Genomic DNA, 17,981 nt, shown 5'->3' with positions numbered 1-17,981 from the left:
CTTCTGAGAGAGCCGGTCTTTTTGCGTTTAATGTGATTGCGCCGATGCGCTGAGGGTGAATAATTCTTCAAGCTCATCGGATGACAGCTCGGTAATCCAATTTTCACTTTGGATAATCTGATCGTTCAGCGTTTGTTTCGTTTCTAGCATGGCATCAATTTTTTCTTCAATCGTTCCCGTCGTAATGAGTTTGTGAACATGGACGAACCGTTCCTGGCCGATTCGGTAGGCGCGGTCGGTCGCCTGGTTTTCCACCGCCGGATTCCACCATCTGTCATAGTGAATGACATGGTTGGCAGCCGTCAGGTTCAGGCCGGTTCCGCCCGCTTTCAGTGACAAAATCAGCGTCGGGTATTCTTTCTTCTGGAACCGTTCGACGAGAGAATCGCGTTCCTGCTTGGACAGGCTTCCGTTTAAAAACTGAACCGGTTCTCCGAATGCTTTTTCCAGGAGGCGCTTCATCATGTTGCCCATCTGAATGTATTGGGTGAAAATGAGGCAGCTTTCCCCTTGTCCGCGGATCGCCGCCATTAAATCAAGCAGCTTTTCCAGTTTGACGGATCTCCCGTTTAACAGCTCTGTCTGTTCTTCCTTCAAATAGAGCGCAGGATGGTCGCATACTTGTTTCAAGCGGCCGAGCATGCTCAAAATCAGCGCTTTCCGCTGCATCCCGGTCAGAGAAGCCATATGTTCAAATGTATCTTTGACAAGCTGTTCATAAAGGGATGCCTGTTCGGCTGAGAGCGGGATAAACTCTTTTTGTTCCAGCTTGTCAGGAAGATTAAGCGCCACTTCTTCATCCCGTTTTGTCCGGCGCAGTAAAAACGGCCGGATTAACTGCTGAAGCTGGTTGATTCTTTTTTCGTCACGGTCTTTCTCAATCGGCAGCACATAGCGTTTATGAAAGCCGGTCAGACTGCCGAGATAGCCTTTGTTCATAAAATCAAAGATCGACCAAAGCTCTGTCAGGCGGTTTTCCATCGGTGTTCCGCTCAGCGCGATATGATGGACGCCTTTCAGCTTTCTGATCGCGCGGGACTGCTTCGTATGCGCGTTTTTAATATTTTGCGCTTCATCAAGGCAGATGGTGCTCCATGTCACGGAAGAAAGCTCTTCCTGATCGGCGTGCGAGAGGCCGTAAGAAGTAAGAACGACGTCCGCGTCCTGATAGGCCGGGACAAATGCTTCCCCCTTCGGCCTGCGGGGGCCGTAATGAAGCACGGCCTTCAGCTGCGGCGAGAAGGTCTGGAGCTCACGCTGCCAGTTGCCGAGCACCGATGTCGGTGCAATGATTAAGGCAGGCGCTTTTTGCCGGCCGCTTTCCTTCACATGGAGAAAATAAGCGATCATCTGAATCGTCTTTCCAAGTCCCATGTCATCTGCGAGACAGGCGCCGAAGCCGTTTTCCCGTAAAAACAGAAGCCAGTTCATGCCGTACATCTGATAAGGGCGGAGCTGGCCCTGAAACGCGGCGCTGACTTCATGTTCCGGCAGATCCCGGGCTTCCGTCAGTTTGCGGATCAGGCTTCTGAGATGCTTTGATAATTCGATCTTGATCCCGGCAAATGCCGATGAGTCAATGATGTCCGTGTCCTCGGCTCCGTTTTCCCCGTGATCCATCAGTTCGCGCGCCAGCACGTCGGACATGTGGAGGCCCTCAGATTCCGCTTTTTCCATCAGTTTTTTCATCTGTTTAATAAATTGCGGATCAATTTTCACCCATTGGCCGCGGATATTGACGAGACGTCTGTTGTTTGCGACGAGCTCATTGAATTCATCCTCTGTCAGCTCAATTCCGTTAGTGGCGAATCTCCAGTTGAAATCAAGCAGAGCGTTCATGCCGACGAAGGACTCGCCCCGCGGGGAGGATGACACTTTCGCCTTGAGCATCATATTGCTGTCCCGGACAATCTGCCACCATGATGGGAGAAGAATCTCCACACCCATATCGACAAGCGTCTCACTCGCTTCCGATAAGAAGATCCAAGCCTCTTCTTCAGATATCAGCGTCGTTCCTGAATCAAACGAAAGCCAGGGAACCGTTCTGCGGAAGCGGTCCTGTTCGCGCGCGATTTTTCCGCTGTATGCCTGCCACGCTTTTTTCAGTCCCTTCAGTCCGTCAAAAAAGGTGATGGAGCCGGTTTTTTTCTCACGTAAAAACATTTCGATTTTCCAGTCGTCACCGTCGAAATCAGGCTCGTTTAATCGGAGCCCGACGGTAAACGGCGTCAGATCGTCATGCCAGCCGATTCCCTCGAGAAAATCATCTTCATCCAAAAAGGAGCCTTTAAACGTATGAACGGCCGGCGAACGGGTTTCGATCCGCCGCCATTTTTCCAGCAGGTCATCATTGTACTGAATGTAGTCCTGGACCGCGGCTGAGAACCAGTCTGCCGTAAAGCCTTCCAGCAAAAGCTCGCGGTCTTTGAAACGCAGGACGCCATTTTGCCAAGCCTCATAGTCCGGAAGAAAATCGCCGTCGGCAATAAATTCGTATATCGTCGAAGCCGCTTCGATTAATGGTTCCGTTTCCTTTGTCAGCTGCACGGTGCTGAATGAATTGAACGAGTTTTTTCCGAGCAGCTCGACGGTCATCCACGGGCTGAGCAGAACGGCCGGAGTGCCTATGAAGCTGACGTCTTCAAGAAACGTTCCGTAAAAGGTGGACTCATGCCATTGGAACAAATGAGTCTTCATCTGACTGAGAGTAAGCGGCTGCTCCTTCTCATCATGGCTTGACAGCGTAAATGTCCAATCTTCCATTTGTTCTACATGAATGAAAATTTCCTTAAGACTCGCCATCAATCAACTTTCCTTTCTGCAATTCTTCTTGAAGGGCGCGCAGCCTCTTGTAACTTGCGCTCAGCCGGCTGATATACCGCTCCCATACCTGCTGTTTTTTTGCCTTTTTATAAAGCGTCCGCAGTTTTTTCAGATGGCGTGCAGCCTCTTTATAGGCGCTGCGGTTTTTTTGGTCGATAAAAAAGGCCGCCGCCCGGTGATAGGAGGGGATGAGCGCTTCCGGATCACTGGCGGCAATTTCCTTCAGGATGTCCTTTTCGATTTCCCAGACGGAAAAACCGACGAGGCTGTGAATCTCCACCCACTCCGCGTACCGCCGTTTTTCGTACAGGTACTGGCTGTATTCGGTAAAGGTATAGGGAAGGCAGCCGGAAGCAAACCGTTCAAACAGCTGATCATCCCGTGAGTGCCGCGCATAATCCGCCAATAGCGCAAACAGCTCTCCGATGATGTCGCGCATTTCTTTAAACGGCTTATCAAGCTTCGTATAGTTCACGGCAAGCGGTTCGATCCGGCCATACCATGTTTTCAGCCGTTTCCAGTCTTTTTTCGCGGTGAGTTCACCGAGCCATTGAAAGGTATACGGCAGCGCTTCAGGAGGGAAGCGGGACATATCTTGGAAGACCGCTTCATCATCTTTTTGCAAAAAGGCCAGATGAAGCCGTCCGAACCGCACTTCCGGCGAAAAACGGCGCCCGCTTTCCTGTGCGAGAATCTCCTGTTCACGCGCGACCCATTTCGGCCGGTTCAAAAGCGCGCTCCACATTTCACCGAATACCCGGAGGCGTTCGTATTGAAAAAGCTCTTCTTTCACAAGCAGTCTGCGGAGCACCGGGGGCGTCCGGTCTAAAAAAGGATCGAGTGAAAAAGACAAGGCGTACGTTTTCAGTCTGTCAATGGAGGAATAAATCGTATCCATCAGCTGTTCCACGTATGGATTGATGCTGTAATAATCTTTTTCGGCATCCAATCTGCCTGACTCAATCAAAGTGAACATGTGAAGCCAGACGGCAAGCGCCGAATGAATCTGATATAAGCTTTTAAGCTCGGGTTTTTTCGGGGCGTGTTTTTTGAGCGCTGACAGATAGCCGTAATAAAGGCCCTGCATCGTCTGGCTTCCGGCCGGCGTCCGCGCCTCCCACAGCGAGAATTCCGAATCAAAAAAAGCGAGCCAGCTTGACAGCGACTCTTCATTCGGCAGCACTTTTTCCTGAAACTGCCGGCGGACAAGCTCCCTGCTTTCCTCAAGCTTTTCTCTTTCCAGCCAATGTTCGGTAAAGGTACCGACCCGCTCGAATTGGGCATATACGTAAAGAAAAACGGCCAGCACGTGGCGGCAGATCGCCTCAGACGGGCATGCGCAGCCGCTTTTCACCATGAAAAATAAGTTCAGCGTGACCCTTACAGGCACAACATCCTGCACATATGCGGAAATCTCTGTCGGGGTTTGAACCTGTATACGATAGACGGAATCCTGCCGATATAAAATGAGTGCTTTCTTCATCAGCTGAACATTGTCTTCATTGTAAGGAAGAAGTTCTTTAAGCTGTTCAGCCGCTGCGAGCACATCTTCTTTAGCAATCATATCCTGAAGCATGATTATCGCTCCTAACGAGTCACAAAATAAAAAGATTCCAATTCCTCTATTATATCGCAACACATGGCCCGGAAAAAGTTTTTCCTAAAAAAGGACATAAAAACCCGAATGTGTCGAATGATGTATTAGAGATTGCAAAACAGCACCCGACAGCATATAATAATCTTGTTTTCAATTTAATGGAAGCCGAAAGGAAACGAATGATGAAGAAAACGAAGTTAGATCAAGAGGAGTTTCTGAAGATTTTAATGCATGCGCACGACATCGGTGAGCAGTCCTCTGAGATGACCACAAAAGAAATGCTTGAGAATTTGATTTCTTATATTAAAAATGGATATGCAACATAAAATCCCGCAGGCTCTTGGCCGCGGGATTTTTTAATCTTCCTGTAACACCAGTATTTAAAGCGCTTACAAAAATAAAACAGATTGAAGTGATTGTCTATTTTTGTCGAATTTTGTCATTTGAAAAGGTTAGAAATGACAGTTTAAAGCTGTATAATCGTAATTGGAAAAGATCATTGGAGGGAATGGGAATACGCGGAAAGTGATATGGAGGTTATATGGGAGAATCTACAAGCATAAAGGAAATATTCGCAATACTGAGAAAGCGTCTGCTGTTTATACTTATTATTACCGCGGCGGCATCTGCCGCAGGCGGACTCATCAGTTTCTTCGCTCTTACGCCGGTCTATGAAAACTCAACTCAAATTTTGGTCAGCCAATCCAAAAACAATCAAAAAGAAGTCCAATTCAATGACGTTCAAACCAACCTCCAATTAATCAACACGTATAATGTCATCATCAAAAGCCCGGTCATCCTCGACGAAGTGATTAAACAGCTGCATCTGTCCATGACTTCGAAAGAGCTGGAATCGAAAATCACGGTGTCCAGCGAGCAGGATTCACAAGTCGTGACGATTGCCGTGAGGGATACGGATGCTAAGCGGGCGGCCGTTATGGCAAATGCGGTTGCAGCCGTTTTTCAGGACAAGATCACCGCCATCATGAACGTGGATAATGTCAGCATCCTTTCAAAGGCCGAAGCGGCGGACAGCCAGTCACCGGCAGAGCCTAACCGTAAGCTGAACATCGCGATTGCGTTTGCCGCCGGACTTTTGGGCGGAATCGGTCTCGCCTTTTTGCTGGAACATCTGGATAATACGATCAAATCGGAAGAACAGCTGGAATCGCTGCTCGGCATCCCGATCCTGGGAACGGTTACTTCAATCAGTACTAAAGACAGCGTTGCCAAAAACTTGAGGATGGCGGAAACCAAACAAGCGGGGGGCGGACATGTTGACGCGTAAAAAAGACAAACCCGGAAAACGAAGCGTGATTGCGATGACTGAGCCGAAATCCATCAACTCAGAACAATATCGCACGATCCGCACAAACATTGAATTTTCTTCCGTTGATACGGAGGTGAAGTCCCTTTTGATTACATCCGCCGGCCCGGAAGAAGGAAAATCGACAACCGCGGCCAACCTTGCCGTCGTATTTGCACAGCAGGGGAAAAAAGTGCTTTTAATTGATGCGGATCTGCGCAAACCGACGGTTCATTTCACCTTCAAATTGGATAACGGAACCGGATTAACGTCACTGCTGTTAAAACAGATGCCGTTTCAGAAAGCCGTCCTGCCGGCTGATGAAGCAAACCTGGATATTTTAACGAGCGGGCCGATCCCGCCCAATCCGGCGGAGCTTTTATCGACGGGTGCCATGAAAGATCTTCTGTCAGAAGCTGCCGCAGTTTATGATAAGGTGATTTTGGATACGCCTCCCGTTTTGGCCGTAGCCGATACGAAAATATTAGGCAGCTACACTGACGGGGCCATTATGGTGATCTCAAGCGGGAAAACGGACAAGGAAAAAGCGGCCAAGGCGAAAGAAGCGCTCGATTACTGCCCGTGCAAGCTCCTTGGGGCCGTGATGAACGGGAAGAAACAAACGAAACACTCGGACTACGCCTATTACGGACAATAATGTCATAATGGGCGCGGTCCATTCTTTTTAAGGAGGGATTGAAATATGATAGATATCCATTGTCACATCCTTCCTTCCATAGACGACGGCGCGGCGGATGATACAGAAAGCCTGAAGATGGCGAGAGAAGCGGTCAGACAGGGGATTGATACGATCATCGCGACGCCGCATCATGTGAAATACCGCTATGACACGGACCGACATACGGTCAACGAAGCGGTCAGCATGTTAAACAAACGTTTGAATAAGGAAGGCATTCCGCTGACTGTTCTGCCCGGCCAGGAAATCAGAACAGACGGAGATCTGCTGACAGGTCTTCAAAGCGGCTCGCTTGTCCCGCTCCATGATACGAAGTATGTGCTGGCGGAATTTCCGGCGGATCATGTCCCGGCCTACGCTGAAAGGCTGTTTTATGAACTGCAGCTGAACGGATATGTCCCCGTCATCGCCCATCCGGAGCGGAACAGGGAAATTCGCGAAAACCCTTCCGTTCTATACAGTCTTGTGAAGAAAGGCGCGGCCGCCCAAGTGACGGCCGGCTGCATTGCCGGAGTATTCGGGCGGAAAGCGAAATCCTTTTCGCTGCAGCTGATGGAAGCGAATTTGATCCACTTTCTCGCATCTGACGCCCATAATCTCGGACCGAGAAATTTTTATTATCAGGAGGCGCTCGGCGTTCTGAAAAAAGAAGCAGGGGCTGAGCTGATTTACATGCTCACGGAAAATGCGGCGCTTCTCGCTGAAAACAAAGCCGTTTATAAGGAACCTCCGCTGCCTGTGGCCCGCCGTAAGCGCTGGGGTCTTTTTTAATCGTCGTCTCCATCCCGTTTAAATGAAGCGTAAGCGGCTGTTTTGCAAGATGATTCTTTTATGCTTATGCTATTATCAGCGGCCGGCGCCGTTTTTTCCTATCATGACCTCAGGCTTCCGGCATTCCGCCGGCGCCGGGATCATATGATAATAACGGTAAGCTGCCCAGCAGCAATTTCTAAACGGTTGGGGGAACACGATGAAAATAACAGTGATCGGAACAGGCTACGTCGGTCTTGTGACAGGAGTGTCTCTTTCAGAAATCGGCCATGACGTAACATGCATAGATATTGACGAACGTAAGGTTGAGCAGATGAGAAAGGGATTGTCCCCTATCTTTGAACCGGGCCTTGAAGATATGATGAAACGAAATATCGGCCGGCATCGGCTGGCATTTGAAACGAGCTACGAAAAAGGGCTTGCGGAAGCGGACGTTATTTTTATAGCGGTCGGAACGCCGCAAAAAGAAGACGGGCACGCAAACCTTACTTATATTGAAAATGTCGCCGAACGGATTGCCGAACATATTTCTAAAGATGCGATTGTCGTGACAAAAAGCACGGTTCCTGTGGGAACGAATGACAGGATCAGAGAAGTTATTCATTCACGGCTGAAAGCGGACGTGAACATTTCAATCGCCTCGAATCCGGAATTTCTCCGTGAAGGTTCAGCGATTCACGATACCTTTCACGGCGACCGCATCGTGATCGGGGCTGAAGACCGGCAGACGCGGGAAACGCTTGACCGGGTTTTCGCGCCGCTTGCGATTCCGGTATATCATACGGACATCAGAAGCGCTGAGATGATCAAATATGCGTCAAACGCATTTTTAGCGGCAAAAATCAGTTTTATTAATGAAATTTCTCATATATGTGAAAAAGTCGGTGCGGACGTGGAATCAGTCGCACACGGAATGGGATTGGATAAACGGATTGGCAATCAATTCTTAAGAGCCGGCATCGGTTACGGCGGTTCCTGTTTTCCGAAGGATACAAACGCCCTCGTGCAGATTGCGGGACATGTGGAGCATGATTTTGAATTGCTGAAGTCCGTCATTAAAGTCAACAATAACCAGCAGTCCATGCTGGTTGATAAAGTGCTGAACAGGCTCGGCGGAGTGACGGGGAAGACCATCGCGTTATTAGGGCTGTCTTTTAAGCCGAATACAGATGATATGCGGGATGCGCCGTCCATTGTCATTGCGGATCGTCTGGCGGCTCTTGACGCCCGGATGACAGCGTACGATCCGATCGCTTCATTCCGGGCTTCCGGACTGCTTCCGGCTGCGGTTTCCTATCGGGAGTCCATAGAAGAAGCCGTCAGGGGAGCGGATGCCGTCCTGATTCTGACAGATTGGGAACAAATTAAACATTTTCCGCTTGAAGCGTACAAAGAGCTGATGGAAACCCCGGTTATTTTCGACGGGAGAAACTGCCACTCGCTTGAGGAAGCGGAACAGGCGGGCGTGGAATATATTTCAATCGGAAGAAGAGCCGTCGTGCCTCAGACTGATTCTGTCACTTGAAAGGCCGGCGGACCGCGCCGGCCTTTTATCATACAATCATTAGAGACGAAGGGGATATTTATCGTGGAAAAAACATGGAAATTGCCGAAGCAAATGGAATCATCCCGCGGTCTGCTGGAAACGTCAGCACGGCCTTTTATCAAACTGCACGTCAAAAAAGCTGAAACGGGCCGGTATGACAGTAAAATGGCCGGAGACCCCTATTTTCCGAAACATGAACCATATCCTAAAGATGAAAGCGGCAGGCCGATGAAGCTTCTCGCTCAAATCAATTTTGCGGATATGCCCGGACTCCCTGATTTTCCGGACACCGGCATTCTTCAGTTTTACATATCGGTCAGTGATGACGTATACGGTTTGAATTTTGACGACGGGTGCGCGCAAACGGGTTTCTGCGTCAAATATTTTGAACATGTGACAGCAGAAGTAGCGGAGCTCATGGATGATTTTTCTTTCGTTCAGGTTGAAGAGGAGTACGATTTTCCGATTCAATCCGAAGCGCTGATCACCCCTGAGCTGTCTGCTGAATGGGTGCTCCCGTCTGATTTTCAATTCGGGCGGTATGCCGGGATGGATGCCTTTGACTATTTCGAGCAGTTTGACGATGAGGTGTATGACGAATATACGGCGAACGCATTCGGCCATAAAATCGGCGGCTATGCGTCCTTCACCCAGGAAGATCCGCGGTCTTACTCCCATCAAAACCATACGATTCTGCTTTTGCAAATTGATTCAGATGATGACATTGATTCGATGTGGGGAGATGTGGGAATCGCAAATTTCTTTATCAGACCGGAAGATTTGAAGAAAAAAGATTTCTCAAACGTTTTGTACAACTGGGACTGCAGTTAACGACAGTATGATAATCATGATACAAGGCAAAGGAGACGGTTCATCACTGTCTCCTTTTTTTTAGGGAATTTATCATGGATACATAGAGGAGATCAATGAATGGATATGCCGTTTATGTGAGTCTTTTGGCGTTAATGATGAGCATCTCGGCTGCTGAAAATAAGTCATTTAACCTATTTAAGCTGCTTTCTGTCTATTTTAAAATATAATATATGGAAATATAGTATGGAAAAGTCTGTGCTTTTTGTACGACTTTTTGCGTAAGACGAGGTGAAAACAGATGAGCCATTCAAGCACATTAAGCCATATTAACAGCACGATCAGCCATAAACTGGGCGAGGTTGAACACCAAATTGATAAATTAAAAGAAGCGAAAAGAGAGATAGAATCTCTGCAGGAAGAGGGCGTATCTGAAATCAGAGACATCCTCAAGCCGCACCTGGACCATCATTGGACCGGCACTTTTGCTGAAGAATTTGATGACCGGCGCGACCAGGCCCATACAGAAGCATACAGAATCGTCACAGACAAATACGACGGTTATATTTACCGAATCGGCTTAAAGATGACACAGCTTGAAATTGAAAAAGGAGGGCTCCTTGCCGCCAGAAGCATCGCGAGAGAGGCAGAGCACCTGCTGACGCTGGGAGAAGAAGCCCTTGACACGGTCGGAGAAAAAATACAATCAATCAAAAGAAGCTGGAGTTGGTTTTAATGGCAGAAATAAAACTCAAATACGGAGCCGTCATGAAGCAGCTTGAATCCGTCAGCAGCGCTTTGGAGGCCGTTTCGATCGGGAACGCCGGTTCAAACGGAAAAAACAAGCTCGACTATACCTCCAAGTACCAATCCCGCGAGGCAAAGCTTGTATCGATGATCAGCGAATACAAGCAGGCCGTTCATAAGAATATCGCGGACGTTAAAGACAACGTAGATTCTTTGAAAGAACAGGACGAGGCGATCGCCGTAAAATAACGAAAGAAAGGACTTGCCGATGAGCAAAGTGTTTGAATCACAATCGTTAACGGACGAAGCAGATAAGAGAAAGAAACAATACGAAGCCCTTGAAGAGCAGCTGCGGGCGCTCAAACAAGCCTTTCAAGGCGTGGCCGATCTGGGTGATGCTTTGAAAGGGAAAGGCGCAGACAATATAAAAGATTTTTTTCAGGGACAAGCGGAAATCGCCGACAGCTGGCTGACGCTTGTCTCTGCTCAAATTGCGTTTTTAAATGGCATTTCAGGTGACATTAAAGATCAAGAACTCAGCGATACATATGTGGAGACTTCATTTTTGGAGCATGAGCTGCCCAATGCGGATTTGAAAGCTTCAGAGATTGTCTCCGCTCATAAAGCAGAAATCGATTCAATTTTGTCAGGCATCAGCGATATTATTCATCTCGACACATATACGCTGGATGATTACGCTGATAAAATGGGCGATGCCCAGAAAACCAGACGCGACACGATCACGGCAGTCGATACGCTTGATGAATCCCTGACCGCTGAATATCAAAACTTAGAATCTCTGGACAACGCAGTGCTCAGCAAATATTCCGTTCTCATGCAGGCCACCAGCAACGGGAAAAGCGCATCCCCTATGTACTATGACAAAAAAGCTTTCCACAGCAATGAAATCTACAAAAGCGTCATGGCGACAGAAAAACAGGGAACGGACTATATTGACGCAAAAGCCCAGCAGGCCGAAGCAAGACGGCTTCAGGAAAAGGCTGAAGAAGAAGCCAATAAACCATGGTACGAAAAAACATGGGACGGCATCTGCAACTTTACCGGCGAAGTCACCGGCTATTATGATTATAAAAGAGCAGCCGAAGGCGTTGATCCGGTGACCGGCGAAAAACTCTCCACCGCAGAACGCGTCACAGCAGGAGCGATGGCCGCCGCCGGATTCATACCGGTCGTCGGCTGGGCGGGCCGCGCTTTCAAAGGCGGAAAAGCCATTTACAAAACCGGAAAAACCGTCATTGCCGCAGAACATGCTTTAGATGCCTATAAAACCGGAAAATCCTTAGACATTCTCAAAATGACAGAAATGGGCGCATACGGCCTTGTTGCCTCAAACGGATTCACAGAAGCCGTCACAGGCAGAGATATGTTCGGAAACAAAGTGTCTGAGGAGAAGCGGAAGCAAGGGGCGCTGGAAGCTGCGCTGAGTATGGTTGGAGCCGGTGCATTGGCGAAGCATGTAAACAAAGGCATACCGCTTGCAACCCATTCAAAAGTTCAAAAAGCTAACAAGACACTAGAAAAAGTTAAACAATTCAAAGTCCCAACCAACGTCCGCGTGTATGCAGAACGCCCTGTAACTCCGGATGGCTTCACGTTCGGAATTCCGACAGTTCGTGTAGATGTGGAAAAGACGGCTGTGAAGGATCTTGGAATTGTGAAGATGGCTAGTAGTGGTAAAGGTATTAAGGGTATTGTTAAACCTGTTTCAAATATGAATGAGTTTTTTGATATGGAATTTGGAAAAAAAATAAGTAATTCCTTATCAAAATCAAAAGTAAAGTACGATGGACAATCAATATATAAGGTGGAAAAGAAAACTGATAACCAATATCTGAAAAAGGGTTATGGAGTTTATCTTGACGCATTACACAAAGACCATTTAGAAGTAATAGATAAGACGGGAAATGTGAAATACGTATTGAATTTAGATGGTACTTTAAACCCTGACAAGACTAAGAAAGCACTTGGACGAGTAGTTAAGGGGTGGAAATAATAGTGGAGGAATTTATATGGATAAAAAGTTAGAAGGAATATTGGACATACTAGATAAACTTAATTCAAGTATTAATATTGTAAATAAAGAAGATTTAGATGAACAGTACGAGAACCTTGAGGATTTTAGGGTGTTAACTAGAGATTTAGATATTATATTAAACAATTTTGGTTCATTGGATAAGAACGATGGTGATGAAATAGAGAAAATGTTATTTGAACTTCATAGAATTCTAACGACGTTTGAATGGCATTTCTCAGAAATCAGTGATTTAAACACAACAATTTTAAAAGTTTATAAAGACAAAATCAATAACCTCTAGTAATGAAAAGCCTTAAAAGATTTTTATTTTCTTTTAAGGCTTTTTTAGTGGGGGTGAGTGCCGAATAAACTGTTTTCTATTTAGAGAGTAGAGGTGATCCTTATAAGCCTTATATGATGTTTTACCAAATTATAGAGTGCGTACAAATAACTTTAAAATGTATGCCCTATCGTATGAATCAAGGATTAATCAAACACCTGCACAGATCAATCCAAAGATTGAATTTGAAGGAATTAGGGGAGAATCTTTAAGTACGCTTAAACCTCCAGACCCTAAATTGAAAAGCATATTAGATGAGGCTGGTATAAAAGGTATTCAATATAAAAATGGAGTACCTGATTTTTCACCAATAGCAAAAGCACAAGTTGAAATCAACTATATGCTTGGAGGAAAAGGAACTTATGGGGGGAAAGCCAGACGAGCTAATTTTGTTCAATCAGATCAAAAATTAGCTGACCAAATTAATGGCTCACCTGAGTTAGCAAGTCAATTTGGATGGAATCTGGTAAAATTAGTGCAAGAGATATAAAAAAATATCGAGAAAAAAATAAATTAACATGGCATGAATTAAATGATGTTAAAACAATGCAACTTGTGCCAACAAAAATAAATAGTGAATTCGGACACCTTGGTGGTGTAGGAGAAATAAACGCAGGAGCTTTTAAACCTGGAGGGTTTGCTAATAAACAAAAAGAGGAGATATAAAATGGCTATAAACGATCCAATTTTTGGTGAACTTGAATATGAGTATGGTTGGGTTAAGGATACCATTATTCATTTTTTGGAAAAGAATCTGAGATCTCTTTGATGATAGACGGTGAAGAAGATGGAGAGTTTGATGAAGAACAGTATATGGCATATCAAACATTAATGCAGAATTGGGAGGATTTACAGCCAAATTTATTGCAATCAGTATTAGACTATTACAAACAGAAGCGACATGAACTGGGTTATGATATTGAATTACATAAAATTATCCATTAATTGAAACACCTGATCAAATACTAGAAATGATAACTTTAGATGGAATTGTTGTTCCATATGCGGATATTTTTGAAGGACGAGATATTGGAATTATATTTAACTGTTCATGGGATACAGAAAATGGATTAGGGCTTCGTCTATTAAATGAAAAAATAATTGAAGTAGGTTATCAGGATGTTGCAATTTAAAATAGGCTGCTAAAAGTAAAGTGAAAACTCCATGATGGTTGTACCATCATGGAGTACTGTGTGCAATGATAGAATAGAAAACGAAGTACGAGCTTAGGCGAGATCACTTTTTATACTGGGTGGTGGATATAAACACATGGAATGTATATGAAACTAACAAACTCGTACAAACTCGCAAGTTTTAACGTAGTAGTTGTCACGACATATAAAAGGTGTCATACTGTTACCAAAAACTTATAAATTTAATGGTACTTAAAAATGGGATAGTTAGAAGAATTAATTGACCTTGATTGGCTAGTGAAGCCTTTCAAGGTTTTTTTACAAATGAATTGTTATTTTCTGTTTAAGATGACTTAAATGTCTGTTGGGCTATGAACCCGTCACAGGAGAAAAACTCTCCACTCAAAGGAGGTAAATAATTGTGAAATATGATTTTATTAAAACTTACAAAGAAAATACATTTTATCAAGTAAGTGAGAATGAAATCTTAGAAGTAGAAAATAAGTTAGGTTTAAGGTTACCTTATGATTTGAGACAGTTTCTTCTAGAGGTTGGTTACGGCTTTCTGAAAAAATCAGAATATAATATTAATCGCATTCTTGGACCTGCTTCAATTAGAGATGCAAGATTAAAAGTTAATGACTTTGAGTTTTATCCAGATATAGAAGTTTATGAGGAACTTGAAGAAGATAAATTGATTTTTTTTGAAGAAAATGAAAGTGCTTTATTGTTAATTGCATTAGGCAATGAACAAAACAATTCAATATATTACGATGATATAAAAATTGCAGATTCATTAGAAGAGTTTTTAATAGAGCTTATGAAAAATGATAAATATTATCTTGATTTAATTGAGGATTAGACTTATAAGAGGGAATGGCTAGAAGAATTAATTAAACTTGATGGCTGCTGAAGCCTTTCAAGGTTTTTTCATAGGTGAATTGTTGTTTTCTGTTTTGTGAATTCCGAATAATTTATTTGGCTTTAGGCTGCGTTCCGGTTACCGGAGAGTTGGTAACCCTACGGTTGTACTTAGGAAAGGTGTATAAAGTAATGAAATACGGACATTATCATAATCAGGTAAAAGAAGTTATTGATTTTTCCAAAACCTTTAAAGCAGTTGCATCACATGATATCTCTTATTTTACTAAAATTATTAATGATGAAGAAAAAGCTAAGTACTATGCTTACGAAGATGTAATTGGTGAAGATGAATATGCGTGGAAAGATATAAAAGAAAACGAGATGAGTGAGGTATGGGGAAAATTTTATGAATTAAACGATGATCAAAAACCACAAAACCTAGACATGCTTCTGAAAATTTTTTCGGAAAATGTCAGAAGTGCTACGACTGAATTTAATACTTTTCTTGAAGAGATCGTAGCAGATCTAAATAATTGTGCAATAAATAGAGCAGTAAACGGGAAAACAGACAATTTTTTTGGAAAACTTTTCAAAATTTATAAAGCGGGCTATTTTCCATGTGGCTGGGATGGAGATTATCCTTATGGAAGTTTTATTGCGTTGTATATCGAAATGAAGAACTTGAATTGAAAAGACGATTTTAGAAATGAAAACGAGGAAAACAAGTGAAATGAAAATACATCAAATTCACGATTTTGATCTAAAAGATGAATCGGATTTTGTTCGAACACAACAATCCCTAATACATAAAATCAACCTATCCCCCGTCATCCATCCAGACTCCGTCAACACCTGCGCAGGCGTCGACCTCGCTTATTGGGAGCAGGACGGGGAACCGTACGGCGTATGCAGTATCATCGTGATTGACGCTGATACAAAAGAAGTGATTGAAAAAGTGCACAGCGTGGGGAAAATCAGCGTGCCGTATGTTTCCGGTTTTCTTGCGTTTCGCGAGCTGCCGCTGATCATTGAAGCGGCAGAAAAGCTGGAGGCGGAGCCGGATGTGTTTTTGTTTGATGGCAACGGGTATCTGCATTACAATCATATGGGCGTTGCCACCCATGCGGCTTTTTTTCTGGGTAAGCCGACGATAGGGATTGCGAAAACCTATCTCAAAATCAAAGGCTGCGATTTCGTGACGCCTGAAAATGAAGTCGGCGCATACACCGATATTATCATTGACGGCGAGGTATATGGACGGGCGCTGCGAACGCGGCGGGACGTGAAGCCTATCTTTTTGTCTTGCGGACATGACATTGATTTAGAAAGCAGCTATCAGATCACGATGAGCTTGATCAATCAAGAAAGCAGGCTGCCGATCCCTGTCCGTCTGGCTGACCTTGAAACGCATGTTTTGCGAACGTTTTATCGGAAAAATCACGTGTAACACTTGGGGCTCTAAGCCACCAAGTGTTTTTTTGTATGCCTGGTGTCTGCTTTATTAAAAACTTTGTCGTCCTTGCAGATAGGTTTTTATTTGAATGTTTTTCGCGTCAAATCGATAAAAGCCTTTAATGGCGCAGACATCCACTTGTCCTTATGCCATGCTAATTGAGTAAAAACAGGGCATTCATTCTGCCAGCTGAGTTCTTTCATCCGTCCTTCGGCAATATCGTCTTTTACTGTCATTTCAGGCAATAGTCCAATTCCAAGTCCGGCCATCACGCATTGTTTGATGGCTTCTATGCTGACGAATTCTAATTTGTTAGGGTAGACTCCGGCGTCATGTAAAGTGTTCTCAAAGAGCGTGCGGTATGAACAGCCGTCCTCTGTCAGCAGAAGGGTTTCGTTTTGAAGGTCTTTCAATGTTGCTGGTGAGTCTGCTGGAAAAGGATGGTCATTGGCGGCTACCATTTTGATTTCATCCTGAATCAAAGATTCAACGTGCAGTGCGTCTTCCGTCCGGTTCACATCCAAAATGAAAGTGATATCAAGCTGGCCCTGTAAGAGCTGTTCTTTCGCTTGTTCGTTGGACACATACGGTTTGAATATGAGCTTTACTTGAGGAAAAGCCTGTTTGAATTCTTTTATGATAGGCGGAAGGCGGTATGTGCACTGGCTTTCCGTCGCGCCGATTTTCAACGTTCCGGTTGTTTCTCTTACTTGATTTGCGGCCATTTTTGCTTCTTCTGTTAACGCAATGATCTTCTCCGCATAGGATTTGAACGTTTTGCCGGCTTCTGTCAGGATGAGCCGCTTGCCGAGCCGTTCAAATAAAGGAGTCCCGATTTCTTCTTCAAGTGATTTGATCTGAGAGGTAACGCTTGATTGTGCATAGTTAAGCATCTTGGCGGTTAGGGTGAAGTTTACATGTTCTGCTGCGGTAATAAAGGTGATCAGCTGCTTCAATTCCATATGTTCTCGCCCTTTCTAAATCGGTTTTACCGATTGGAATAATCGAAATAATCATCTGTATTGATTGATGAATCCATTATATGATGAAGAAAATCATTCGTAAACAAAGGAGCAGATGCATCATGAAAATTGCGGTTATTCATGGCGGAACGAGGTCTGGCGGAAATACGGATATTCTTGCGGAGAAGGCTGTTCAAGGATTCGATGCGGAGCACATTCATTTGCGGAAATATCGGCTCCAGCCAATTGAAGATCTGCGTCACGCCCAAGGCGGCTTTCGTCCTGTTCAAGATGACTGCGATTCTATTATTGAGCGGATATTGCCGTGCGATATTCTTGTATTCGCCACCCCAATTTATTGGTTTGGCATGTCAGGGACATTAAAGCTGTTTATTGATCGCTGGTCACAGACGTTAAGAGATCCGAGATTTCCTGATTTTAAACAGCAAATGTCAGCGAAGCAGGCATATGTAACAGCAGTGGGAGGAGACAATCCTAAACTAAAAGGGCTGCCGCTGATTCAGCAATTTGAACATATTTTTCATTTTATGGGGATGTCCTTTAAAGGCTATGTGCTGGGAGAAGGCAATCGTCCCGGTGATATTCTTCATGATCATCAGGCGCTGAGCGCGGCGAGCCGTTTATTGAAAAGAAGTGATGCGATATGAAGCTGCTGCTGGTTATCTCTGGTATGTTGATTCTCGCACTCTTTTTAGCTTGGAAAGCGCCGACTTCTGTTTGGGTACAGGCTGAAACCAATTCGCCTCAGGTTCAGCAATTTGTGAGAATGGCAGGCGCAACGCTGCAAGTCAAGCAAATCATCAAGAGTGATGCAGGCGAAGAAACAGTTGTCATATCAAATGGTATTTCTGGGCCAAAATAAAAAAGCACCTGTCC

The 17,981-nt window shown here is 44.8% G+C and carries 18 protein-coding genes and 2 pseudogenes; 17 read left to right on the top strand and 3 right to left on the bottom strand.

Annotated features, from left to right (window positions below; translation table 11 throughout):
- Positions 1-27 precede the first annotated feature (27 nt).
- Together AR442_RS15710 and AR442_RS15705 are read right to left on the bottom strand one after the other, a co-directional pair.
- Positions 28-2,802, bottom strand: coding sequence for a DEAD/DEAH box helicase (locus AR442_RS15710; protein ID WP_053285348.1), 2,775 nt, complete (start codon positions 2,800-2,802; stop codon positions 28-30).
- Positions 2,789-4,399 carry an SWIM zinc finger family protein gene (locus AR442_RS15705; protein WP_014419070.1) on the bottom strand — a complete coding sequence of 537 codons (1,611 nt, stop codon included), beginning with the start codon at positions 4,397-4,399 and terminating at the stop codon, positions 2,789-2,791. The genes AR442_RS15710 and AR442_RS15705 overlap by 14 nt, the downstream gene beginning before the upstream one ends.
- 203 nt (positions 4,400-4,602) lie before the next feature.
- On the opposite strand from AR442_RS15705, the gene AR442_RS20375 reads away from it, so the two are divergent.
- The 15 genes and pseudogenes from AR442_RS20375 (at position 4,603) to AR442_RS15625 (ending at position 16,116) form a co-directional block, all read left to right on the top strand.
- Positions 4,603-4,746, top strand: a complete 144-nt coding sequence (locus AR442_RS20375; RefSeq protein ID WP_003151259.1) for a YwzD family small protein — start codon at positions 4,603-4,605, stop codon at positions 4,744-4,746.
- A gap of 215 nt (positions 4,747-4,961) precedes the next feature.
- Positions 4,962-5,708 (top strand): protein-tyrosine kinase activator TkmA, encoded by a 747-nt coding sequence (gene tkmA / locus AR442_RS15695; protein ID WP_007407552.1) that lies wholly within the window; start codon positions 4,962-4,964, stop codon positions 5,706-5,708.
- Positions 5,695-6,384, top strand: a complete 690-nt coding sequence (locus AR442_RS15690; protein WP_014419069.1) for a CpsD/CapB family tyrosine-protein kinase — start codon at positions 5,695-5,697, stop codon at positions 6,382-6,384. Before tkmA ends, AR442_RS15690 begins: the two co-directional genes overlap by 14 nt.
- A 45-nt stretch (positions 6,385-6,429) precedes the next feature.
- Positions 6,430-7,194, top strand: a complete 765-nt coding sequence (locus AR442_RS15685) for a tyrosine-protein phosphatase (protein WP_014419068.1) — start codon at positions 6,430-6,432, stop codon at positions 7,192-7,194.
- 199 nt (positions 7,195-7,393) lie between these two features.
- Positions 7,394-8,719: a UDP-glucose dehydrogenase family protein gene (locus tag AR442_RS15680; RefSeq protein WP_014419067.1), complete on the top strand. Its 1,326-nt coding sequence runs from the start codon at positions 7,394-7,396 to the stop codon at positions 8,717-8,719.
- Positions 8,720-8,782: 63 nt separating this feature from the next.
- Complete coding sequence (locus tag AR442_RS15675; RefSeq protein WP_014419066.1) at positions 8,783-9,571, top strand: YwqG family protein; 789 nt, start codon at positions 8,783-8,785, stop codon at positions 9,569-9,571.
- Positions 9,572-9,851: 280 nt separating this feature from the next.
- Entirely contained in the window at positions 9,852-10,286 is a 435-nt protein-coding gene (locus AR442_RS15670; protein WP_014419065.1) for a coiled-coil domain-containing protein, read from the top strand.
- Positions 10,286-10,546: a YwqI/YxiC family protein gene (locus tag AR442_RS15665; RefSeq protein ID WP_007614257.1), complete on the top strand. Its 261-nt coding sequence runs from the start codon at positions 10,286-10,288 to the stop codon at positions 10,544-10,546. Before AR442_RS15670 ends, AR442_RS15665 begins: the two co-directional genes overlap by 1 nt.
- A 19-nt stretch (positions 10,547-10,565) precedes the next feature.
- Entirely contained in the window at positions 10,566-12,311 is a 1,746-nt protein-coding gene (locus AR442_RS15660) for a ribonuclease YeeF family protein (protein ID WP_014419064.1), read from the top strand.
- A gap of 16 nt (positions 12,312-12,327) precedes the next feature.
- On the top strand, positions 12,328-12,633 hold the full coding sequence (locus AR442_RS15655) for a hypothetical protein (RefSeq protein ID WP_012118628.1): 306 nt from the start codon (positions 12,328-12,330) through the stop codon (positions 12,631-12,633).
- A 160-nt stretch (positions 12,634-12,793) separates the two neighbouring features.
- Positions 12,794-13,338, top strand: a pseudogene (locus tag AR442_RS21005) (HNH endonuclease); the annotation flags it as partial.
- 1 nt (position 13,339) lies between these two features.
- Positions 13,340-13,805: pseudogene (locus tag AR442_RS15640) on the top strand (DUF6985 domain-containing protein).
- A 421-nt stretch (positions 13,806-14,226) separates the two neighbouring features.
- Entirely contained in the window at positions 14,227-14,667 is a 441-nt protein-coding gene (locus tag AR442_RS15635) for an SMI1/KNR4 family protein (protein WP_014419060.1), read from the top strand.
- Positions 14,668-14,858: 191 nt separating this feature from the next.
- The gene (locus tag AR442_RS15630) at positions 14,859-15,359 is read left to right on the top strand and encodes a hypothetical protein (RefSeq protein ID WP_032863848.1); all 501 of its coding nucleotides are present in this window, start codon (positions 14,859-14,861) and stop codon (positions 15,357-15,359) included.
- A 40-nt stretch (positions 15,360-15,399) separates the two neighbouring features.
- The gene (locus AR442_RS15625) at positions 15,400-16,116 is read left to right on the top strand and encodes an endonuclease V (RefSeq protein ID WP_053285349.1); all 717 of its coding nucleotides are present in this window, start codon (positions 15,400-15,402) and stop codon (positions 16,114-16,116) included.
- 86 nt (positions 16,117-16,202) lie between these two features.
- Here the strand turns inward: AR442_RS15625 and AR442_RS15620 are convergent, their stop codons facing one another.
- Positions 16,203-17,084 (bottom strand): LysR family transcriptional regulator, encoded by an 882-nt coding sequence (locus tag AR442_RS15620; RefSeq protein WP_017418769.1) that lies wholly within the window; start codon positions 17,082-17,084, stop codon positions 16,203-16,205.
- Positions 17,085-17,206: 122 nt separating this feature from the next.
- Here AR442_RS15620 and AR442_RS15615 point away from each other — a divergent pair, with 122 nt between their 5' ends.
- Together AR442_RS15615 and AR442_RS15610 are read left to right on the top strand one after the other, a co-directional pair.
- Complete coding sequence (locus AR442_RS15615; RefSeq protein ID WP_022553894.1) at positions 17,207-17,752, top strand: flavodoxin family protein; 546 nt, start codon at positions 17,207-17,209, stop codon at positions 17,750-17,752.
- Positions 17,749-17,967: a hypothetical protein gene (locus AR442_RS15610; RefSeq protein ID WP_014419056.1), complete on the top strand. Its 219-nt coding sequence runs from the start codon at positions 17,749-17,751 to the stop codon at positions 17,965-17,967. Before AR442_RS15615 ends, AR442_RS15610 begins: the two co-directional genes overlap by 4 nt.
- Positions 17,968-17,981: the final 14 nt, after the last annotated feature.

This window comes from Bacillus velezensis (assembly GCF_001461825.1).
In the GTDB taxonomy this organism is placed as follows: Bacteria; Bacillota; Bacilli; order Bacillales; family Bacillaceae; genus Bacillus; species Bacillus velezensis.
Note: the sequence above shows the minus strand (reverse complement) of the source record. Positions and strands in the feature narration are given on the sequence as shown.

Excerpts from the sequence above, each read along its gene's own strand:
- AR442_RS20375 (WP_003151259.1), top strand. The coding sequence starts at position 4,603 with ATGAAGAAAACGAAGTTAGATCAAGAGGAGTTTCTGAAGATTTTAATG.
- AR442_RS15680 (WP_014419067.1), top strand. The coding sequence starts at position 7,394 with ATGAAAATAACAGTGATCGGAACAGGCTACGTCGGTCTTGTGACAGGA.
- AR442_RS15660 (WP_014419064.1), top strand. The coding sequence starts at position 10,566 with ATGAGCAAAGTGTTTGAATCACAATCGTTAACGGACGAAGCAGATAAG.
- AR442_RS15620 (WP_017418769.1), bottom strand. The coding sequence starts at position 17,084 with ATGGAATTGAAGCAGCTGATCACCTTTATTACCGCAGCAGAACATGTA.
- AR442_RS15705 (WP_014419070.1), bottom strand. The coding sequence starts at position 4,399 with ATGCTTCAGGATATGATTGCTAAAGAAGATGTGCTCGCAGCGGCTGAA.
- AR442_RS15630 (WP_032863848.1), top strand. The coding sequence starts at position 14,859 with ATGAAATACGGACATTATCATAATCAGGTAAAAGAAGTTATTGATTTT.
- AR442_RS15670 (WP_014419065.1), top strand. The coding sequence starts at position 9,852 with ATGAGCCATTCAAGCACATTAAGCCATATTAACAGCACGATCAGCCAT.
- AR442_RS15685 (WP_014419068.1), top strand. The coding sequence starts at position 6,430 with ATGATAGATATCCATTGTCACATCCTTCCTTCCATAGACGACGGCGCG.
- AR442_RS15615 (WP_022553894.1), top strand. The coding sequence starts at position 17,207 with ATGAAAATTGCGGTTATTCATGGCGGAACGAGGTCTGGCGGAAATACG.
- tkmA (WP_007407552.1), top strand. The coding sequence starts at position 4,962 with ATGGGAGAATCTACAAGCATAAAGGAAATATTCGCAATACTGAGAAAG.
- AR442_RS15690 (WP_014419069.1), top strand. The coding sequence starts at position 5,695 with ATGTTGACGCGTAAAAAAGACAAACCCGGAAAACGAAGCGTGATTGCG.
- AR442_RS15665 (WP_007614257.1), top strand. The coding sequence starts at position 10,286 with ATGGCAGAAATAAAACTCAAATACGGAGCCGTCATGAAGCAGCTTGAA.
- AR442_RS15710 (WP_053285348.1), bottom strand. The coding sequence starts at position 2,802 with ATGGCGAGTCTTAAGGAAATTTTCATTCATGTAGAACAAATGGAAGAT.
- AR442_RS15610 (WP_014419056.1), top strand. The coding sequence starts at position 17,749 with ATGAAGCTGCTGCTGGTTATCTCTGGTATGTTGATTCTCGCACTCTTT.
- AR442_RS15655 (WP_012118628.1), top strand. The coding sequence starts at position 12,328 with ATGGATAAAAAGTTAGAAGGAATATTGGACATACTAGATAAACTTAAT.
- AR442_RS15625 (WP_053285349.1), top strand. The coding sequence starts at position 15,400 with ATGAAAATACATCAAATTCACGATTTTGATCTAAAAGATGAATCGGAT.